This window comes from Rhizobium sp. Leaf311 (genome assembly GCF_001423445.1).
Lineage (GTDB): Bacteria > Pseudomonadota > Alphaproteobacteria > Rhizobiales > Rhizobiaceae > Agrobacterium.
This window is the reverse complement of sequence record NZ_LMNZ01000007.1, coordinates 270,213-283,752: the sequence shown is the minus strand read 5'-3', so window position 1 is coordinate 283,752 and position 13,540 is coordinate 270,213. Positions and strand designations below refer to the sequence as shown.

The following is a 13,540-nucleotide window of genomic DNA, read 5'->3' as shown; positions in this document are numbered from 1 at the left end:
CGGGCTCCGTCGAAAGACGGGCCCGGTTTTTCTTTGCGGCATTGATAAATGCTTTAAATCAGCTATCTTACTTCCGTCTTACCCAAGGTGGATATGATGTCGCAGCCGGAAAAACTCACCACGACCGTTTCTACAAAAGGACAGGTCATTCTTCCCAAAACCATACGCCAGCACCGCGACTGGGGGCCTGGAACGCGTTTAACGGTCGAGGAAACCGCTGACGGCGTCCTGCTGAAGCGCGCTCCCGCCTTTGCACCGACGACATCGGAAGACGTGTTCGGAATGCTACCGTTCAGTGGAAAGCCAAAGACGTTGGAAGAAATGGATGAGGCCATATTGGCTGAAGCGCACAGACATCATGATCGCGATTGATACCAACGTCGTTGTCCGCTACCTGACGGGGGATCACCCTGAGCAGTCTGTTCGTGCCCGCACCATCGTGGATGGACAGTTGGTGTTTGTGGCCGTGACAGTGGCACTGGAAACCGAATGGATTTTGCGAAGCGCCTATGGATTTAGCCGCATACAGGCGGTTGGCGCACTCCGCGCGTTTTGCGGGCTACCGACCGTCAGCGTCGAGGACGCAGACTGCATCGCCGAGGCACTGGACTTAACAGAAAAATCGATGGATTTTGGCGATGCTCTGCATCTTGTCAGAACTGCTCACTACGAGAGATTTGTCACGTTTGATCGCAAGTTCATAAAGGCCGCTCAGGCGGCAGGCATGAAACACGTCGTCGAGGCCTGAAGCGCTCTAGCGTGTAAGCACAGGCGAAGTCCGCCTCATGCCAAGGCGAGGCCATCATGCCTCGCCAGCGTCGAGATCAGAATTTAGAGCTGAACCTTGTCGAAAGCCTTGCGGTCGATGCCCAGAGCGTCAAGGTCAGCACCAGCTGGCTTGCGATGTGCACGAACAGCAGCGGAAACGGCAAGAGCTGCGCCGAAAACGGCAAAGGTTTCGCCGATGAAGTTACGGGATGTCTTGGCAACGTTACGCATATGCGTTTCTCCTTTGTGTTGCTTAGAATATGAGCATTCCCGAGCAATTCTACAACTCATGATACAGCAAGCGAGCCATGCAGCTTAGCTCGAACTCATTCAGATGACAGACCATGCAAATTTGCATAGCTCAGCGGCTGTTTGAATTCCGGCCAGAGTTTGCTATTCCGGTGGTCTTCCATGAGAGGCTGTTTCATGACGATCACTATCTACGGCATCAAGAATTGCGACACGATGAAGAAGGCCCGCACATGGCTGGAGGCCGAGGGCATCGATCATAAGTTTCATGATTACAAGACAGCCGGTATAGACGCCGCGCATCTGAACGCATGGTGTGATGCGGCAGGCTGGGAGACCGTGCTGAACCGGGCCGGGACGACCTTCAAGAAACTCGAAGATGAGCAGAAGACGAATCTCGACCGCGACAAGGCGATTGCGCTGATGCTGGCGCAGCCATCGATGATCAAGCGGCCGGTGCTGGAGGCGAAGGGCAAGATCACCGTCGGGTTCAAGCCGGAAACCTATGCGGCCCTGTTTCGCTGAGATCTGCCATGTCGAAGACCACCCGCGCGACACAGATGCTCAGCAAGGCCGGTATCGTCTTTACCGCCGTGACCTATGACTATGATCCGAATGCCGAGCGCATCGGGCTTCAGGCGGCGCAAGCCATTGGGGCTGAGCCGCATCTGGTGTTGAAAACGCTCATGGCCGAGGTGGACGGCAAGGCGGTTTGCGTGGTCGTACCATCCGACCGCGAGGTGAGCATGAAGAAACTGGCGGCGGCCTTTGGCGGTAAATCTGCGCAAATGATGAAGCCTGTAGATGCCGAACGCGCAACCGGTTATCACGTCGGCGGCATAAGCCCCTTTGGCCAGAAGAAGCAGGTGCCGACAGCCATCGAGATACAGTCCCTCGGCCATGACGAAGTTTACATGAATGGCGGCCAGCGGGGGCTGCAGGTACGGCTTTCGCCTAGGGATGCGCAGGCCGTTCTGAAAGCCGTCGCCGCTCCCCTGGTTGCCGAATAGCACAAAGACGGTTGGCTTTCGCGACGAATGGGCTATGTTTTGCGCCTCGCAATGAAGACATGTGAAGGCGCATCATGACAGTTTCTCCCATCGATCCCGTCAAACTCGAAAAGCTGGCCGAAGTCGCCGTCAAGGTCGGGCTGCAATTGCAGAAGGATCAGGATCTGGTCATCACCGCGCCGCTTGCGGCGCTGCCCCTGGTGCGTTTCCTGACCAAGCACGCCTATATGGCAGGCGGCGGTCTGGTCACCACCTTCTATTCCGACGAGGAAACGACGCTTGCCCGGTACAGGCACGCAAGCGACGCCAATTTCGACCGGGCATCCGGCTGGCTGTATGAAGGCATGGCGAAGGCCTATGCCAATGGTGCTGCGCGGCTTGCCATTTCCGGCGACAACCCCATGCTGCTGGCCAATGAGGACGCTTCAAAGGTCGCCCGCGCCAACAAGGCCAATTCCACGGCCTACAAACCGGCGCTGGAGAAGATTTCCAACTTCGACATCAACTGGAACATCATTTCCTATCCCAATCCTTCCTGGGCAAAACAGGTGTTCCCCGGCATTCCCGAAGATGAAGCGGTGAAAAAGCTGGCGGATGCGATTTTTGCGGCGTCACGCGTCGATGTCGCTGACCCCGTGGCGGCATGGGCTGAGCACAATGCCAACCTTGCCAAGCGCTCCTCATGGCTGAACGGCGAGCGTTTCGCCTCGCTGCATTTCACTGGCCCCGGCACCGATGTGACGATTGGTCTTGCGGACAATCACGAATGGCATGGCGGCGCATCGGCAGCCAAGAATGGCGTGACCTGCAACCCGAATATTCCGACCGAGGAAGTCTTTACCACGCCGCACGCGCTGCGGGTGGATGGCTATGTTTCCAGCACCAAGCCGCTGTCGCATCAGGGTACCTTGATCGACGACATCAGGGTGACGTTCGAGGCAGGCCGCATCGTGGAAGCCAAGGCATCCAAGGGTGAGGCCGTGCTGAACAAGGTGCTGGATACGGATGAAGGTGCGCGACGCCTTGGCGAAGTGGCGCTGGTGCCGCATTCCTCGCCGATCTCGGCCAGCGGCATTCTGTTCTACAACACGCTGTTCGATGAAAATGCATCCTGCCACATCGCGTTGGGACAATGCTATTCCAAGTGCTTTATCGATGGCGCGACGTTGACGCAGGACCAGATCAAGGCGCAGGGCGGCAATTCCAGCCTGATCCATATCGACTGGATGATCGGCTCCGACAAGGTCGATATTGACGGTGTCAGAGCCGATGGCTCGAAGGTGCCTGTGATGCGCAAGGGCGAATGGGCCTGATGACAGCTATTTCGGCGCCTGGCTCTTCTGGCTGAGCCAGACGCTTGATAGCACCATGACAAAACCGGCAATCTGCGCTGGCGAGAGGTTTTGACCGAGCGCCAGCCAGCCGAGGAGCGTTGCCGTGACCGGGCTGAGGAAGCCGAGCGAGGCCGCAACCGAGGGCTCTATGCGGGCCAGACCGCGAAACCACAAGAGATAGGTCAAAGCAGCACCAAACAGGCCGAGATAGGCAAGTCCGAGCAGGTTTACAGAGGTAAGGGGCGGCAAGGCAGGCTCAAAAAACAGGGCTATCGGTACAAGCATCAATCCACCCGCTGCCAGCTGCCACGCCGTGAAGGTAAGGCTTGAGACCGGCGGCTGCCATTTGCGCGCCAGAACGGTGCCAAAGGCCATGGAGACTGCACCGGCGAAAGCCGCCGCAACGCCCACGGGGTCGAGCGCGGCCTGCGGTGTCATCACCAGAAACGCCACACCCACGATACCGACGACACCGGCCATGACCGTGAGCGCGCGGATGGGCCGCCCGAGATAAATGCGCGACAGCCCGATAACGATCAAGGGCTGCACCGCGCCCACGGTTGCCGCCACACCGCCCGGCAGGCGATATGCGGCAACAAACAGCATCACCCAGAAGAAGGCGAAGTTGAGCGCCGCAAGGATGAAGGTGCGACCCCACCAGATGCCTGTTGGCAGCTGCCGCACGAGAAGCAGCAGCAGCAAGCCCGCTGGCAAGGCCCTGAGCATGGCGACATGCATGGGATAACCCTGCGGCAGAAACTGCGTCGTGACATAATAGGTGCTGCCCCAGACGGCCGGGGCAAGCCCGGTCATGGCGACGTCGGCAAGGTAATTTAGGTTTCTCTTCATTTCAAGATTCTCGATGTCAAGATATATCCACCATATGACATTTTATCTTGACGTCAAGACAAATAATGGTATCCCTTGTCGCCATGACCAAAGATGCCTCTCCTGACCACGTCGACAAAATTCTGGCCCAGTGGGGGCGGGAAAGACCCGAGCTCAACGTGGAGCCGATGGGTATCATTGGCCGGCTTCACCGGCTGACGACCCATCTTGGCCGCGAGATCGAGGCCGTGTTGATGCAACATGGCCTTTCGATTTCAGCTTTCGATGTGATGGCGACGTTGCGGCGCGCAGGAGCGCCCTACCAGCTCTCTCCCGGGGAACTGCTGGCCATGACCATGGTCAGTTCCGGCACCATGACCAACCGCATCGACCAGCTGGAAAAGGCGGGCCTTGTGGAGCGGATCAACAATCCGCAGGACCGGCGCAGCGTGCTGATTGCCCTCACCGACAAGGGCTTTGCCATTGTCGACGAAGCTGTGACGGCGCATGTCGCCAGGCAGAATGAGCTGCTTGCGGGCGTGAGCGAAGGTGACAGACGGGAGTTCGACCGGCTGCTGAAGGTGTTTCTATCAGATTTCGAATGAGGCACGCGGCTCTCTGTGCAACGCCTGCCCTCGCCTATTTACGCCTTAAAACAGAGTACCCTGATCAACGAGACCGGATGAGGCCGGTTTAGCGGGCTTCTTTTTAGGCGCGGGCGCGGGGCCTTCCGGGGGTGAGGCATCGGCACCACCCGCCACGGCAGACACGCGCCCATCGGCAAACTCCATCGACACCACAGCACCTGATACGACTGCGGCAGCGCGGGTCAGCGGGCGGTTATCCTCATCGCGAATGACCGCATAGCCGCGCTTGAGCACATTCTTGTAGGACAGGGATTGCAGGATGCGATCATGGGCGGCGATGCCGGAACGGTTCTGCGCCATGCGGTGCAGGACCGCGGTATCCGTACGGCGGATGGCACCGGCAACCCTCTCCTTCTGCCGTTCCAGCTGGCCGAGAAGGCGGGCGGGCAGAGCGCGCAGGGACGAATCCGACGACGATACGCGCGACTGCGCCTGCAGAAGTCGACGCTCCACCAGGCTCTCGGCACGCTGCATACGTTCCTGAATGCGTTGTCGCTGCTGCTTGAGACCGTGCGCCAGAACATCAGGGCGCAGGCCCGAAGCGGTGCGCTCAAAGCTGCGGCGCTTGTTGAGCGTGTTCAGCTCCAGCCCGCGGCCAAGCCCGCTGGCTGCCTCATCGAAACGACGGCGTGGAAGAGCCAGCAATTGATCAAGCGAAGGCAGTGCGCGAACGAGTGCCCTCACACCCTGGCGGCGATTGTCCATCTGGCGCGACATGGAGCCGGAAAGCCGCGCAGAAAGACCGGCAAGCTGGGCTTCCAGATCCGCGCGAACCGGCACGGCCATTTCCGCCGCCCCTGTTGGCGTGGGCGCGCGCACATCGGCGGCGTGGTCGATCAGGGTCGTATCGGTCTCGTGACCCACGGCGGATATCAGCGGGATCTGGCTTTCGGCCGCGGCCCGAACGACGATTTCGTCGTTGAAGCTCCAGAGATCCTCCAGACTTCCGCCGCCGCGCGCCACGATCAGCACGTCAGGACGGGGAATCTCGCCGCCGACCTCAAGCGCGTTGAAGCCTCTGATGGCGTTGGCGACTTCCTCGCCGGAACCCTCGCCCTGTACCTTGACCGGCCAGACGAGCACATGCACCGGAAAACGATCGGAAATACGGTGGAGAATATCCCGGATGACGGCGCCGGTTGGCGAGGTCACAACGCCGATGACCCTAGGCATGTAAGGCAGGCGGCGCTTGCGGGCCTGATCGAACAGGCCTTCCGCTGCCAGCTTGCGACGGCGCTCTTCCAGAAGCGCCATCAGCGCACCAGCACCGGCAGGCTCAAGACTCTCGATGACGATCTGATATTTCGATGAGCCCGGGAAGGTCGTGATCTTGCCGGTGGCGATGACCTCCATGCCCTCTTCAGGGCGGAATTTCAGCTTGGAAAAGCTGCCTTTCCAGATGACGGCATCGATACGGGCACGGTCGTCCTTCAACGAGAAATAGGCATGTCCCGATGTGTGCTGCCCGCGATAACCGGAGATTTCCCCGCGCACCCGCACCTGATCGAAGGCGGTCTCGACGGTTCGCTTGATGGAACCGGATAGTTCCGACACGGAAAATTCGGCAAGGTTGGTGAGGGGCTGGCTGAAAATATCGCTCATGCCCGTTTCTACCCTATGGTCCGTGATTTGCAAATCGCGCCGATAACACTGAGTTGACAATTTTTGGTCGAATGAATTTCACAAAATTGCAACAATCTGATACAGTCCATCGTTGAGAGTGCATGCCTTGGAGGAGAATAAGGGTTTTTGGGGATGACGATGCCTTTCCTCAAGCCCTCAGGAGGAGGAGCGGCATCATGGTATTTTTTCTAGGAATCTCGCTCGGCGTTGCCGCGCTGGCTTTGCGGTCCATGTCAGCGCTGGCGCTGATTGGCGTGATGAGTGCAGGCATATTTGCAGTTTCGGCAATGGTTTCGGCATCGGGAGTGCCGGTCCTGTCGCTTCTCATCGCACTTGCCGGTTATAATCTCGGGATTGCCGGTGGCTTTGCTGCCATGCTAGCGGTGATGAGGCTAAAACTGGTCTGAACGAGGATATTGCATCTTAGCGGCCCTGACTGGCCAGCTTGCCTTACCGCGAGGATGATCCCGTTTGAAAGCTATGAACCCGCTTTTTCCTTTCTGCGCGTTGACTGCGCTGGACGGAGCATTCTCTTACGTTTGCGTCACACATTATGGTTTTGGGCCAGTGCTCGCGAGAACCCTGAGTGCTGCGCTTTCCTACGCAGTGCTTGCGACCGCCCTATTCTATCTTGGTCGGCCAAGTTCAATCTCACTTTTTTCTGCGCTTGCTGTCAGCTTCATCAGCCTTGCCGTGAGCCTGGCGGTATTCACCCTCATTATCATCAGAAATCCAGCCGTTCACTGGCCGATCGCCTTTGTTGCGGGCGCTATCGCCAGTCTGGCCTTTGCCGCCTTCGGATATGCCCGAGCGGCAAAGGCCATGCGTTCCGGGACTTGAGAAAGGGGGCTAGACCTTCTCCCAGCCCTCCTGCTCGGCTGCGCGGTAGATGGCATCGATGAATCGCTGGCTGTTCCTGGAGCTTTCCAGCGTGACGACCTCCCCGCCCTTTCCGCTGGCCGCTGCGGCAAACGCTTCGATTTCCCGCCGATACTGGCGGCTGTCCTGAAAGCGGAAAATCTGTGACTGGCCGTGATCCTGACTGGTCAGTTCCACCTCTTCTGCGCCCCAGCGGTCTGCGTTGAAGGGGGACTTCACTTCGATATAGCCCTTCGTGCCGTGCAGCACCATCAACTGACGCCCGGCAAGCTGCGTAGAAATATAGAAGCTGAGTTCGAAGTCGCCAAAGTCTGCCCTGACGCTGGCATAGATATCGGTGCCGAAATCCGGATCGCGCTCCACCGTTGCCTGAACGCGCTGCGGCTCCTTGCCCGTGGCAAACCGGGTTGTAATGGTCGGGTAGACGCCGATATCCGGCAGCGCGCCGCCTCCGAGTTCCGGAATATTGCGCATGTTGGAAGGGTCGCGGTTGAAATAGGTAAAGGCACCCTGCACGTGCTTCAACGTGCCGATGGCGCCCGAAGCCAATAGTTCCCGCACCTTTAGCCAAACCGGCGCATAGGTAACCATATAGGCTTCCGATACCAGCACCTTGTTGCGATCTCTGGCCTCTATCAAACCGTCGATCTCATCAGCCTTGAGCGCGATCGGCTTTTCGCACAGGACGTGCTTGCCCGCATTGGCGGCCTTGATCGACCACTCCACATGCTGCGACGTCGGCAGCGGAATATAGACCGCGTCGATTGCGTCGGAAGCCAGCATCTCCTCGTAGGAACCGAAGGCATGGGGAACGGAGAACCGGTCGGCAAGCGCCCGCGCCTTTGCCAGATCGCGGCTGGCAATGGCGGTGACAACGGCATTTTCCGCGTCCTGAATGGCCGGAATAACGAGTTCGCGGCCAATCTTTGCCGTCGACAGAATACCAAAACGTAACATGCCTATCTCCCATTGTAGCGGCGGGCACCTTACCATGCCAGAGATGGCTGGCAATGGGCACAAGGCCGCTCATACTCAGGCTATGCCATGGCTGGATATGTCCCATACTCGGCAGGCTGGTGTCTTTCGCCTTCCAACCAAATGGTAAAAACTGTATCTATTGAAATCAGGAGATACAGAAAATGTCCCATCCGAACACGGCACTGCTGGTGATAGATGCGCAGGAATCCTTCCGTCACGCGCCCTATTTCGATGAGAAGACCCTGCCAGCCTATCTTTCTGCCCAGCAAAAACTGATCGATGGCGCGGTGGCGGCTCACATACCGGTCATTCAGATCTTTCATGTCGATGGTGACCGCGCCTTTGGCGAAGACAGCGGCTTTATCCGGGCCATCGAGGGGCTCGCAATCGAGCCCAGCGTAACCTTTCGCAAGAACCGCCATTCGGCCTTCGTCGGCACGGGGCTTGACGTGTGGTTGACCAGCCACGGCATCAACCGGCTCATCGTCTCCGGCATCAGGACAGAACAGTGCTGCGAAACCACCACGCGGCAGGGCTCCGATATGGGTTACGGCGTCGATTTCGTGACCGAGGCAACGCTGACCTTTCCCATGACCCACGCGTCCGGAAAAGTCTTTTCCGCAGAGGATATCGCAACCCGCACGGAACTGGTGCTGGCGGGTCGTTTTGCGCGCATCGTAACCGTCGATGAAGCATTGAAGACGCTGGAGAACGCCGGATGACAGATGTGAGCGACGCCTTGCGCGGCAGGATCATTCCAGTCTTCGTGGTTTTGCCGCCAAGGACGTTGCTGATGGATGTCGCAGGGCCGGTGGAGGTGCTGCGCTATGCCAACGAGTTTCAGGATGAGGTCCGGTTCGACTTCACCTATCTCTCGGTCGGCGAGACGCAGACAACGACCATCGGACTGTCGCTGTCTGGCCTGACACCCCTGCCTGACGCCCTGCCTGCCAATGCCATGGTCATGATATGCGGCGGGGCACTTGGGGAGCGCGGGGATGCCGAGCCTGCGCGGGAACGACGGCTGCTTGCCGAATGGCTGCGGCGCGTCGCCCGTGATGACATGACGCTCGTTTCCATCTGTTCCGGGGCCCTGATCGCCGCACAGGCAGGCCTGTTCGATGGCTACCAGTGCACCACGCATACCGACTGCATTTCGCAATTGCGCAGATTGTCTCCGCTGGCGGATGTGCGCGACAACCGGTTGTTCGTGGAGGATCGCAAACGATTTTCCAGCGCGGGAATCTCGACAGGGATCGACCTGCTGCTGCACATCGTATCGGGGCTGACCAGCCCTGCAACTGCCGCCCGTATCGCACAGACCATGGTCATCTATATCAGGCGGGCTGCCAAGGACCCGCAGATTTCACCATGGCTTTCAGGCCGCAACCATATTCACCCCTCAGTCCACAAAGCGCAGGATGCCATCGTGGCAGATCCTTCCGCAGAATGGTCTCTGGAACGGCTTGCCCGCGTTGCGGGATTGAGCGAGCGCCATCTTTCACGGCTGTTCAAGGACCATGCGGGTGTCAGCGTCGTTGATTATATCAACCTGATGCGCGTCAATCTCGCCCGGGACATTCTCACCAATTCCCGGCTCGATATGGAAGCCGTGGCAGAACGGTGCGGCTTTGCCTCTGCCCGCCACATGCGGCGTGTGTGGCAGCAGCATCATGCACAGCCGCCAAGTTCCTATCGAACCCTTTCCTCCTGAATGTCGTTTCCATCACGCAGGCGGCGGCTCGACATCACGTAAATTCAATGGTTATGCCGTCTTGCGCTTGCTACTGCTGATATCCAACGGAACAACAAAGGGAGTACTGCCCGTGGAGAAACGCGCGCTTGGCCGAACCGGCCTTTCCATCGCCCCAATCGTTTTTGGCGGAAACGTCTTTGGCTGGACTGCGGATGAGAACACTTCCTTCCAGCTGCTGGACGCGTTCTTCGATTCCGGCTTCAACACCATCGATACCGCCGATGTCTATTCGGCCTGGGTGCCGGGCCATGAAGGTGGCGAGTCGGAAACCATCATCGGCAAATGGCTGAAGCGCGGCAGCGTTTCGCGTGACAAGGCGATCATCGTTTCCAAGGTCGGATATGACAAGGGACTGAAAGCCCAGCGGATTGCAGATGCGGTTGATGCTTCGCTCAAACGCCTGCAGACCGATTATATCGACCTCTATCTTGCCCACAAGCCGGACCCGGAAACGCCGATCGAAGAAACGCTTGGTGCTTTCACGAAGCTGAAGGAACAGGGCAAGGTGCGCGCCATCGGCTGCTCCAACTACGATGCGCCGGAATTGAAGGCGGCACTGGATGCTTCCGAAGCAACCGGGCTTGCCCGCTTTGATGTTGTGCAGCCCGAATACAATCTCTACACCCGCGAAAGATTTGAAGGTCCGCTTGCCGAATTGACGGCACAGGAGGACATCGGCGTCATCAATTACTACAGCCTGGCCGCCGGGTTCCTCACCGGTAAATACCGCAGCAAGGCAGACACCGAGGGCGTGGCGCGATCCTACCGCGTTGGAGATTATGTCAATGCACGTGGCTTGGCCATTCTTGGCGTGATGGACACGATTGCGGCAGAGACCGGCGCGAAGCTTGCCGATATTGCGCTGGCATGGCTGCTGGCGAAAAAGTCCGTGACGGCACCGATTGCGAGCGCAACCAGCCTTTCCCAGCTTGAGAGCTTCAAGCGGGCTGTGGATTTGAAACTGACGGACGACATGGTGACCCTTCTGGACAAGGCTGGCGCATAATGGATTTGAGCATTCGCGATGCCCGCAGCGACGACCAGGACGCATGGTTGAAGCTGTGGAATGATTATCTGGCATTCTATAATGTCGATCTGGCCGAGGATGTGACTGCCCACACATGGGCGCGCATCATCGACCCGGCATCCCGTGTCAGCGCGCGTCTGGCAATACAGGATGAAAATGTCGTCGGCTTTGCCATCCACCATTTCCACGACTCGACCTGGGTCAAGACGCCGGACTGCTATCTGGAAGACCTGTTCATCGACGCCCACATCCGTGGCCGGGGCATTGGCCGCGCCCTCATCGACGATCTGATTTCCATCTGCCGGGAAAAGGGGTGGTCGCGTCTTTACTGGCATACGAACGAAGACAATGAGCGGGCGCGAAAGCTCTATGACAGCTATGTTTCCAGCGATGGCCACATCCGATACAGAATCAAGTTCTGACTTCAGGACTTGACGCGGAAAAAATCCACGAAAGCCCTCAGCGCCGGTCGCATCTGCCGGCGTGAGGGGTAATAGATGTAGAAGCCATCGAATGGTGCGCACCAGTCCTTGAGCACCTGCACCAGACGCCCGGCCTTCACATCCTCTTCTATGCCCTGTTCGAACACGAAGGCAAGTCCGGCACCATCCAGTGCTGCGGCGCGAATGAGGCTTTGATCGGACAGGACCAGCGGGCCCTGCACATCGACAACCAACGGCTTGCCATCCTTCTCCAGTTCCCAGCGATAGATCAGGCCACTGGAGAAACGCCGTCTGATACAGCGATGTTGCATCAGATCGCGTGGGTGCTGCGGCACCGGATGCGTTTCGAAATAAAGGGGCGAACCGACGATGGCGCCGCGCCAGTTTCCGCTGGCGCGCACGGCAATCATATCCGCCTCCAGATTTTCACCCAGCCGCAAACCGGCATCGAAGCCCTTGGCGACAATATCTTCGAAACGATCATCCGTGGAAATCTCAAGTGCTATATCCGGATAGCGGCTGAGAAAGGCACCGAGCTTGGGCATGATGACATCTTGCGCTGCCAGGCGCGGCATGGTGATGCGCAAAGGACCTGCGGGGCGCCCGCCATGCTCTGCCAGTGCACCGATGACGGCATCGATATCGGCCAGCGCCGGCGCCAGCGTTTCGAGGAGGCGCCTGCCTTCCTGTGTGGGAGAGACGCTGCGGGTTGTGCGGTGAAGCAGCCGCAGACCAAGGCTGAGTTCCAAGGCAGAGATGGCATGACTGACGGCAGAGGGCGCAATGCCCAGCTCTGCCGCTGCCTTTCGGAAGCTCAGACTTTCAGCCACAGTGGCGAGGACGGCGAGTTGGGAGAGTTGCACACGGTTCATTGTTCTAAATGATAGAACAAGCCAACACGAAAGCCAGCGATTATTTTTGCCGTCTTGAAGGCGTATCCTGTTTGTATGCCCCATCACGGGCAGACCCTTTCTGGAAGGACATAGAGATGCAGAACAGAATTCTTGGAAACCAGCTTTCGGTCTCCGCCATCGGGCTTGGTTGCATGGGCATGAGCCATGCCTACAGCCCGGCTGTCGATGAAGCCGGCTCCATCGCCACGCTTCATCGGGCAGTGGAACTCGGCGTGACGTTCTTCGATACGGCGGAAGTCTATGGCCCCTACGCTAACGAGACCCTTGTCGGCAAAGGCCTGAAGCCCTACCGCGACCAGGTGACTATCGCCACCAAATTTGGCTTCAAGATCGATGCAAGCAAACCATCCGGCCAGATGATGGTCGGCACCGACAGTCGGCCGGAAAACGTCCGCGCCGTGGCCGAAGCCTCTCTGAAACGACTTGATGTCGATGTGATCGACCTCTTCTACCAGCATCGTGTCGACCCAAACGTGCCGATTGAAGAGACGGTGGGCGCCATGGCCGATCTGGTCAAGGCAGGCAAGATCCGGCATCTGGGCCTTTCCGAAGCCAATGCGGCAACGACACGCAAGGCGCACGCAACGCACCCGATCACCGCACTGCAGAGCGAATATTCACTCTGGACCCGCGATGTCGAGACCAACGGCGTGCTCGACACCTGCCGCGAACTCGGCATCGGCTTCGTGCCCTTCAGCCCGCTTGGCCGTGGCGTTCTGACCGGTGCGTTGAAGAAGCTCGACGGCCTCTCCGACACCGACTTCCGCCGCTCCCTGCCCCGCTTCCAGGCAGAGAATTTCGATGCGAACCTGGCACTCGTTACTCTGCTGGAAGACATGGCGGCTGAAAAGGGCGTAACCGCAGGCCAGTTGGCGCTGGCGTGGGTGCTGGCGCAGGGTGACTTCATCGTGCCCATTCCCGGCACCACGAAAATCGCCAATCTGGAAAAGAACGTCGCGGCAGCGGATGTCACGCTCAGCGCCGATGAAGCCGCAAAGCTCGGTGAACTCTTGTCTCCGACCAAGGTCGCGGGCGGGCGCTATCCCGAGCAGATGGCGGCAATGGCCAACCGTTAAAGAACGCA

At 58.7% G+C, this 13,540-nt stretch carries 18 protein-coding genes; 13 read left to right on the top strand and 5 right to left on the bottom strand.

Going from position 1 to position 13,540, the window contains the following annotated elements; genetic code table 11:
* The first annotated feature begins 96 nt into the window (after positions 1-96).
* Positions 97-372, top strand: a complete 276-nt coding sequence (locus ASF69_RS11805) for an AbrB/MazE/SpoVT family DNA-binding domain-containing protein (RefSeq protein WP_062587749.1) — start codon at positions 97-99, stop codon at positions 370-372.
* Positions 359-748 (top strand): type II toxin-antitoxin system VapC family toxin, encoded by a 390-nt coding sequence (locus tag ASF69_RS11800; protein ID WP_062587620.1) that lies wholly within the window; start codon positions 359-361, stop codon positions 746-748. The genes ASF69_RS11805 and ASF69_RS11800 overlap by 14 nt, the downstream gene beginning before the upstream one ends.
* 83 nt (positions 749-831) lie before the next feature.
* Here the strand turns inward: ASF69_RS11800 and ASF69_RS23365 are convergent, their stop codons facing one another.
* On the bottom strand, positions 832-999 hold the full coding sequence (locus ASF69_RS23365) for a hypothetical protein (protein ID WP_162928006.1): 168 nt from the start codon (positions 997-999) through the stop codon (positions 832-834).
* Between the two features lie 195 nt (positions 1,000-1,194).
* Between ASF69_RS23365 and ASF69_RS11795 the strand changes: the two genes are divergently transcribed.
* The 3 genes from ASF69_RS11795 to ASF69_RS11785 all read left to right on the top strand — a co-directional run bounded on the left by ASF69_RS11795 (position 1,195) and on the right by ASF69_RS11785 (position 3,340).
* On the top strand, positions 1,195-1,542 hold the full coding sequence (locus ASF69_RS11795; protein ID WP_062587618.1) for an ArsC family reductase: 348 nt from the start codon (positions 1,195-1,197) through the stop codon (positions 1,540-1,542).
* An 8-nt stretch (positions 1,543-1,550) separates the two neighbouring features.
* On the top strand, positions 1,551-2,027 hold the full coding sequence (ybaK, locus tag ASF69_RS11790) for a Cys-tRNA(Pro) deacylase (RefSeq protein ID WP_062587616.1): 477 nt from the start codon (positions 1,551-1,553) through the stop codon (positions 2,025-2,027).
* Positions 2,028-2,101: 74 nt separating this feature from the next.
* The gene (locus tag ASF69_RS11785) at positions 2,102-3,340 is read left to right on the top strand and encodes an aminopeptidase (protein WP_062587614.1); all 1,239 of its coding nucleotides are present in this window, start codon (positions 2,102-2,104) and stop codon (positions 3,338-3,340) included.
* Between the two features lie 6 nt (positions 3,341-3,346).
* Here the strand turns inward: ASF69_RS11785 and ASF69_RS11780 are convergent, their stop codons facing one another.
* Complete coding sequence (locus tag ASF69_RS11780; protein WP_062587612.1) at positions 3,347-4,210, bottom strand: EamA family transporter; 864 nt, start codon at positions 4,208-4,210, stop codon at positions 3,347-3,349.
* An 83-nt stretch (positions 4,211-4,293) separates the two neighbouring features.
* On the opposite strand from ASF69_RS11780, the gene ASF69_RS11775 reads away from it, so the two are divergent.
* Positions 4,294-4,794 carry a MarR family transcriptional regulator gene (locus ASF69_RS11775; RefSeq protein WP_062587747.1) on the top strand — a complete coding sequence of 167 codons (501 nt, stop codon included), beginning with the start codon at positions 4,294-4,296 and terminating at the stop codon, positions 4,792-4,794.
* A gap of 45 nt (positions 4,795-4,839) precedes the next feature.
* Here the strand turns inward: ASF69_RS11775 and xseA are convergent, their stop codons facing one another.
* On the bottom strand, positions 4,840-6,438 hold the full coding sequence (gene xseA / locus ASF69_RS11770; RefSeq protein ID WP_062587610.1) for an exodeoxyribonuclease VII large subunit: 1,599 nt from the start codon (positions 6,436-6,438) through the stop codon (positions 4,840-4,842).
* A gap of 197 nt (positions 6,439-6,635) precedes the next feature.
* Between xseA and ASF69_RS11765 the strand changes: the two genes are divergently transcribed.
* Together ASF69_RS11765 and ASF69_RS11760 are read left to right on the top strand one after the other, a co-directional pair.
* Entirely contained in the window at positions 6,636-6,866 is a 231-nt protein-coding gene (locus ASF69_RS11765) for a hypothetical protein (protein WP_062587608.1), read from the top strand.
* Between the two features lie 160 nt (positions 6,867-7,026).
* On the top strand, positions 7,027-7,299 hold the full coding sequence (locus ASF69_RS11760; protein ID WP_156462047.1) for a hypothetical protein: 273 nt from the start codon (positions 7,027-7,029) through the stop codon (positions 7,297-7,299).
* 9 nt (positions 7,300-7,308) lie between these two features.
* Here the strand turns inward: ASF69_RS11760 and ASF69_RS11755 are convergent, their stop codons facing one another.
* Complete coding sequence (locus ASF69_RS11755; RefSeq protein ID WP_062587604.1) at positions 7,309-8,295, bottom strand: Gfo/Idh/MocA family oxidoreductase; 987 nt, start codon at positions 8,293-8,295, stop codon at positions 7,309-7,311.
* 182 nt (positions 8,296-8,477) lie between these two features.
* Between ASF69_RS11755 and ASF69_RS11750 the strand changes: the two genes are divergently transcribed.
* The 4 genes from ASF69_RS11750 (at position 8,478) to ASF69_RS11735 (ending at position 11,521) form a co-directional block, all read left to right on the top strand.
* Entirely contained in the window at positions 8,478-9,038 is a 561-nt protein-coding gene (locus tag ASF69_RS11750; protein WP_062587603.1) for an isochorismatase family protein, read from the top strand.
* Positions 9,035-10,030, top strand: coding sequence for a GlxA family transcriptional regulator (locus ASF69_RS11745; protein ID WP_062587601.1), 996 nt, complete (start codon positions 9,035-9,037; stop codon positions 10,028-10,030). The genes ASF69_RS11750 and ASF69_RS11745 overlap by 4 nt, the downstream gene beginning before the upstream one ends.
* A gap of 112 nt (positions 10,031-10,142) precedes the next feature.
* The gene (locus ASF69_RS11740; RefSeq protein WP_062587600.1) at positions 10,143-11,078 is read left to right on the top strand and encodes an aldo/keto reductase; all 936 of its coding nucleotides are present in this window, start codon (positions 10,143-10,145) and stop codon (positions 11,076-11,078) included.
* Entirely contained in the window at positions 11,078-11,521 is a 444-nt protein-coding gene (locus tag ASF69_RS11735; RefSeq protein WP_062587598.1) for a GNAT family N-acetyltransferase, read from the top strand. Before ASF69_RS11740 ends, ASF69_RS11735 begins: the two co-directional genes overlap by 1 nt.
* 2 nt (positions 11,522-11,523) lie before the next feature.
* Here ASF69_RS11735 and ASF69_RS11730 read toward each other — a convergent pair whose 3' ends face one another.
* Entirely contained in the window at positions 11,524-12,414 is an 891-nt protein-coding gene (locus tag ASF69_RS11730) for a LysR family transcriptional regulator (RefSeq protein WP_062587595.1), read from the bottom strand.
* A 116-nt stretch (positions 12,415-12,530) separates the two neighbouring features.
* Here ASF69_RS11730 and ASF69_RS11725 point away from each other — a divergent pair, with 116 nt between their 5' ends.
* The gene (locus tag ASF69_RS11725; RefSeq protein ID WP_062587593.1) at positions 12,531-13,532 is read left to right on the top strand and encodes an aldo/keto reductase; all 1,002 of its coding nucleotides are present in this window, start codon (positions 12,531-12,533) and stop codon (positions 13,530-13,532) included.
* Positions 13,533-13,540: the final 8 nt, after the last annotated feature.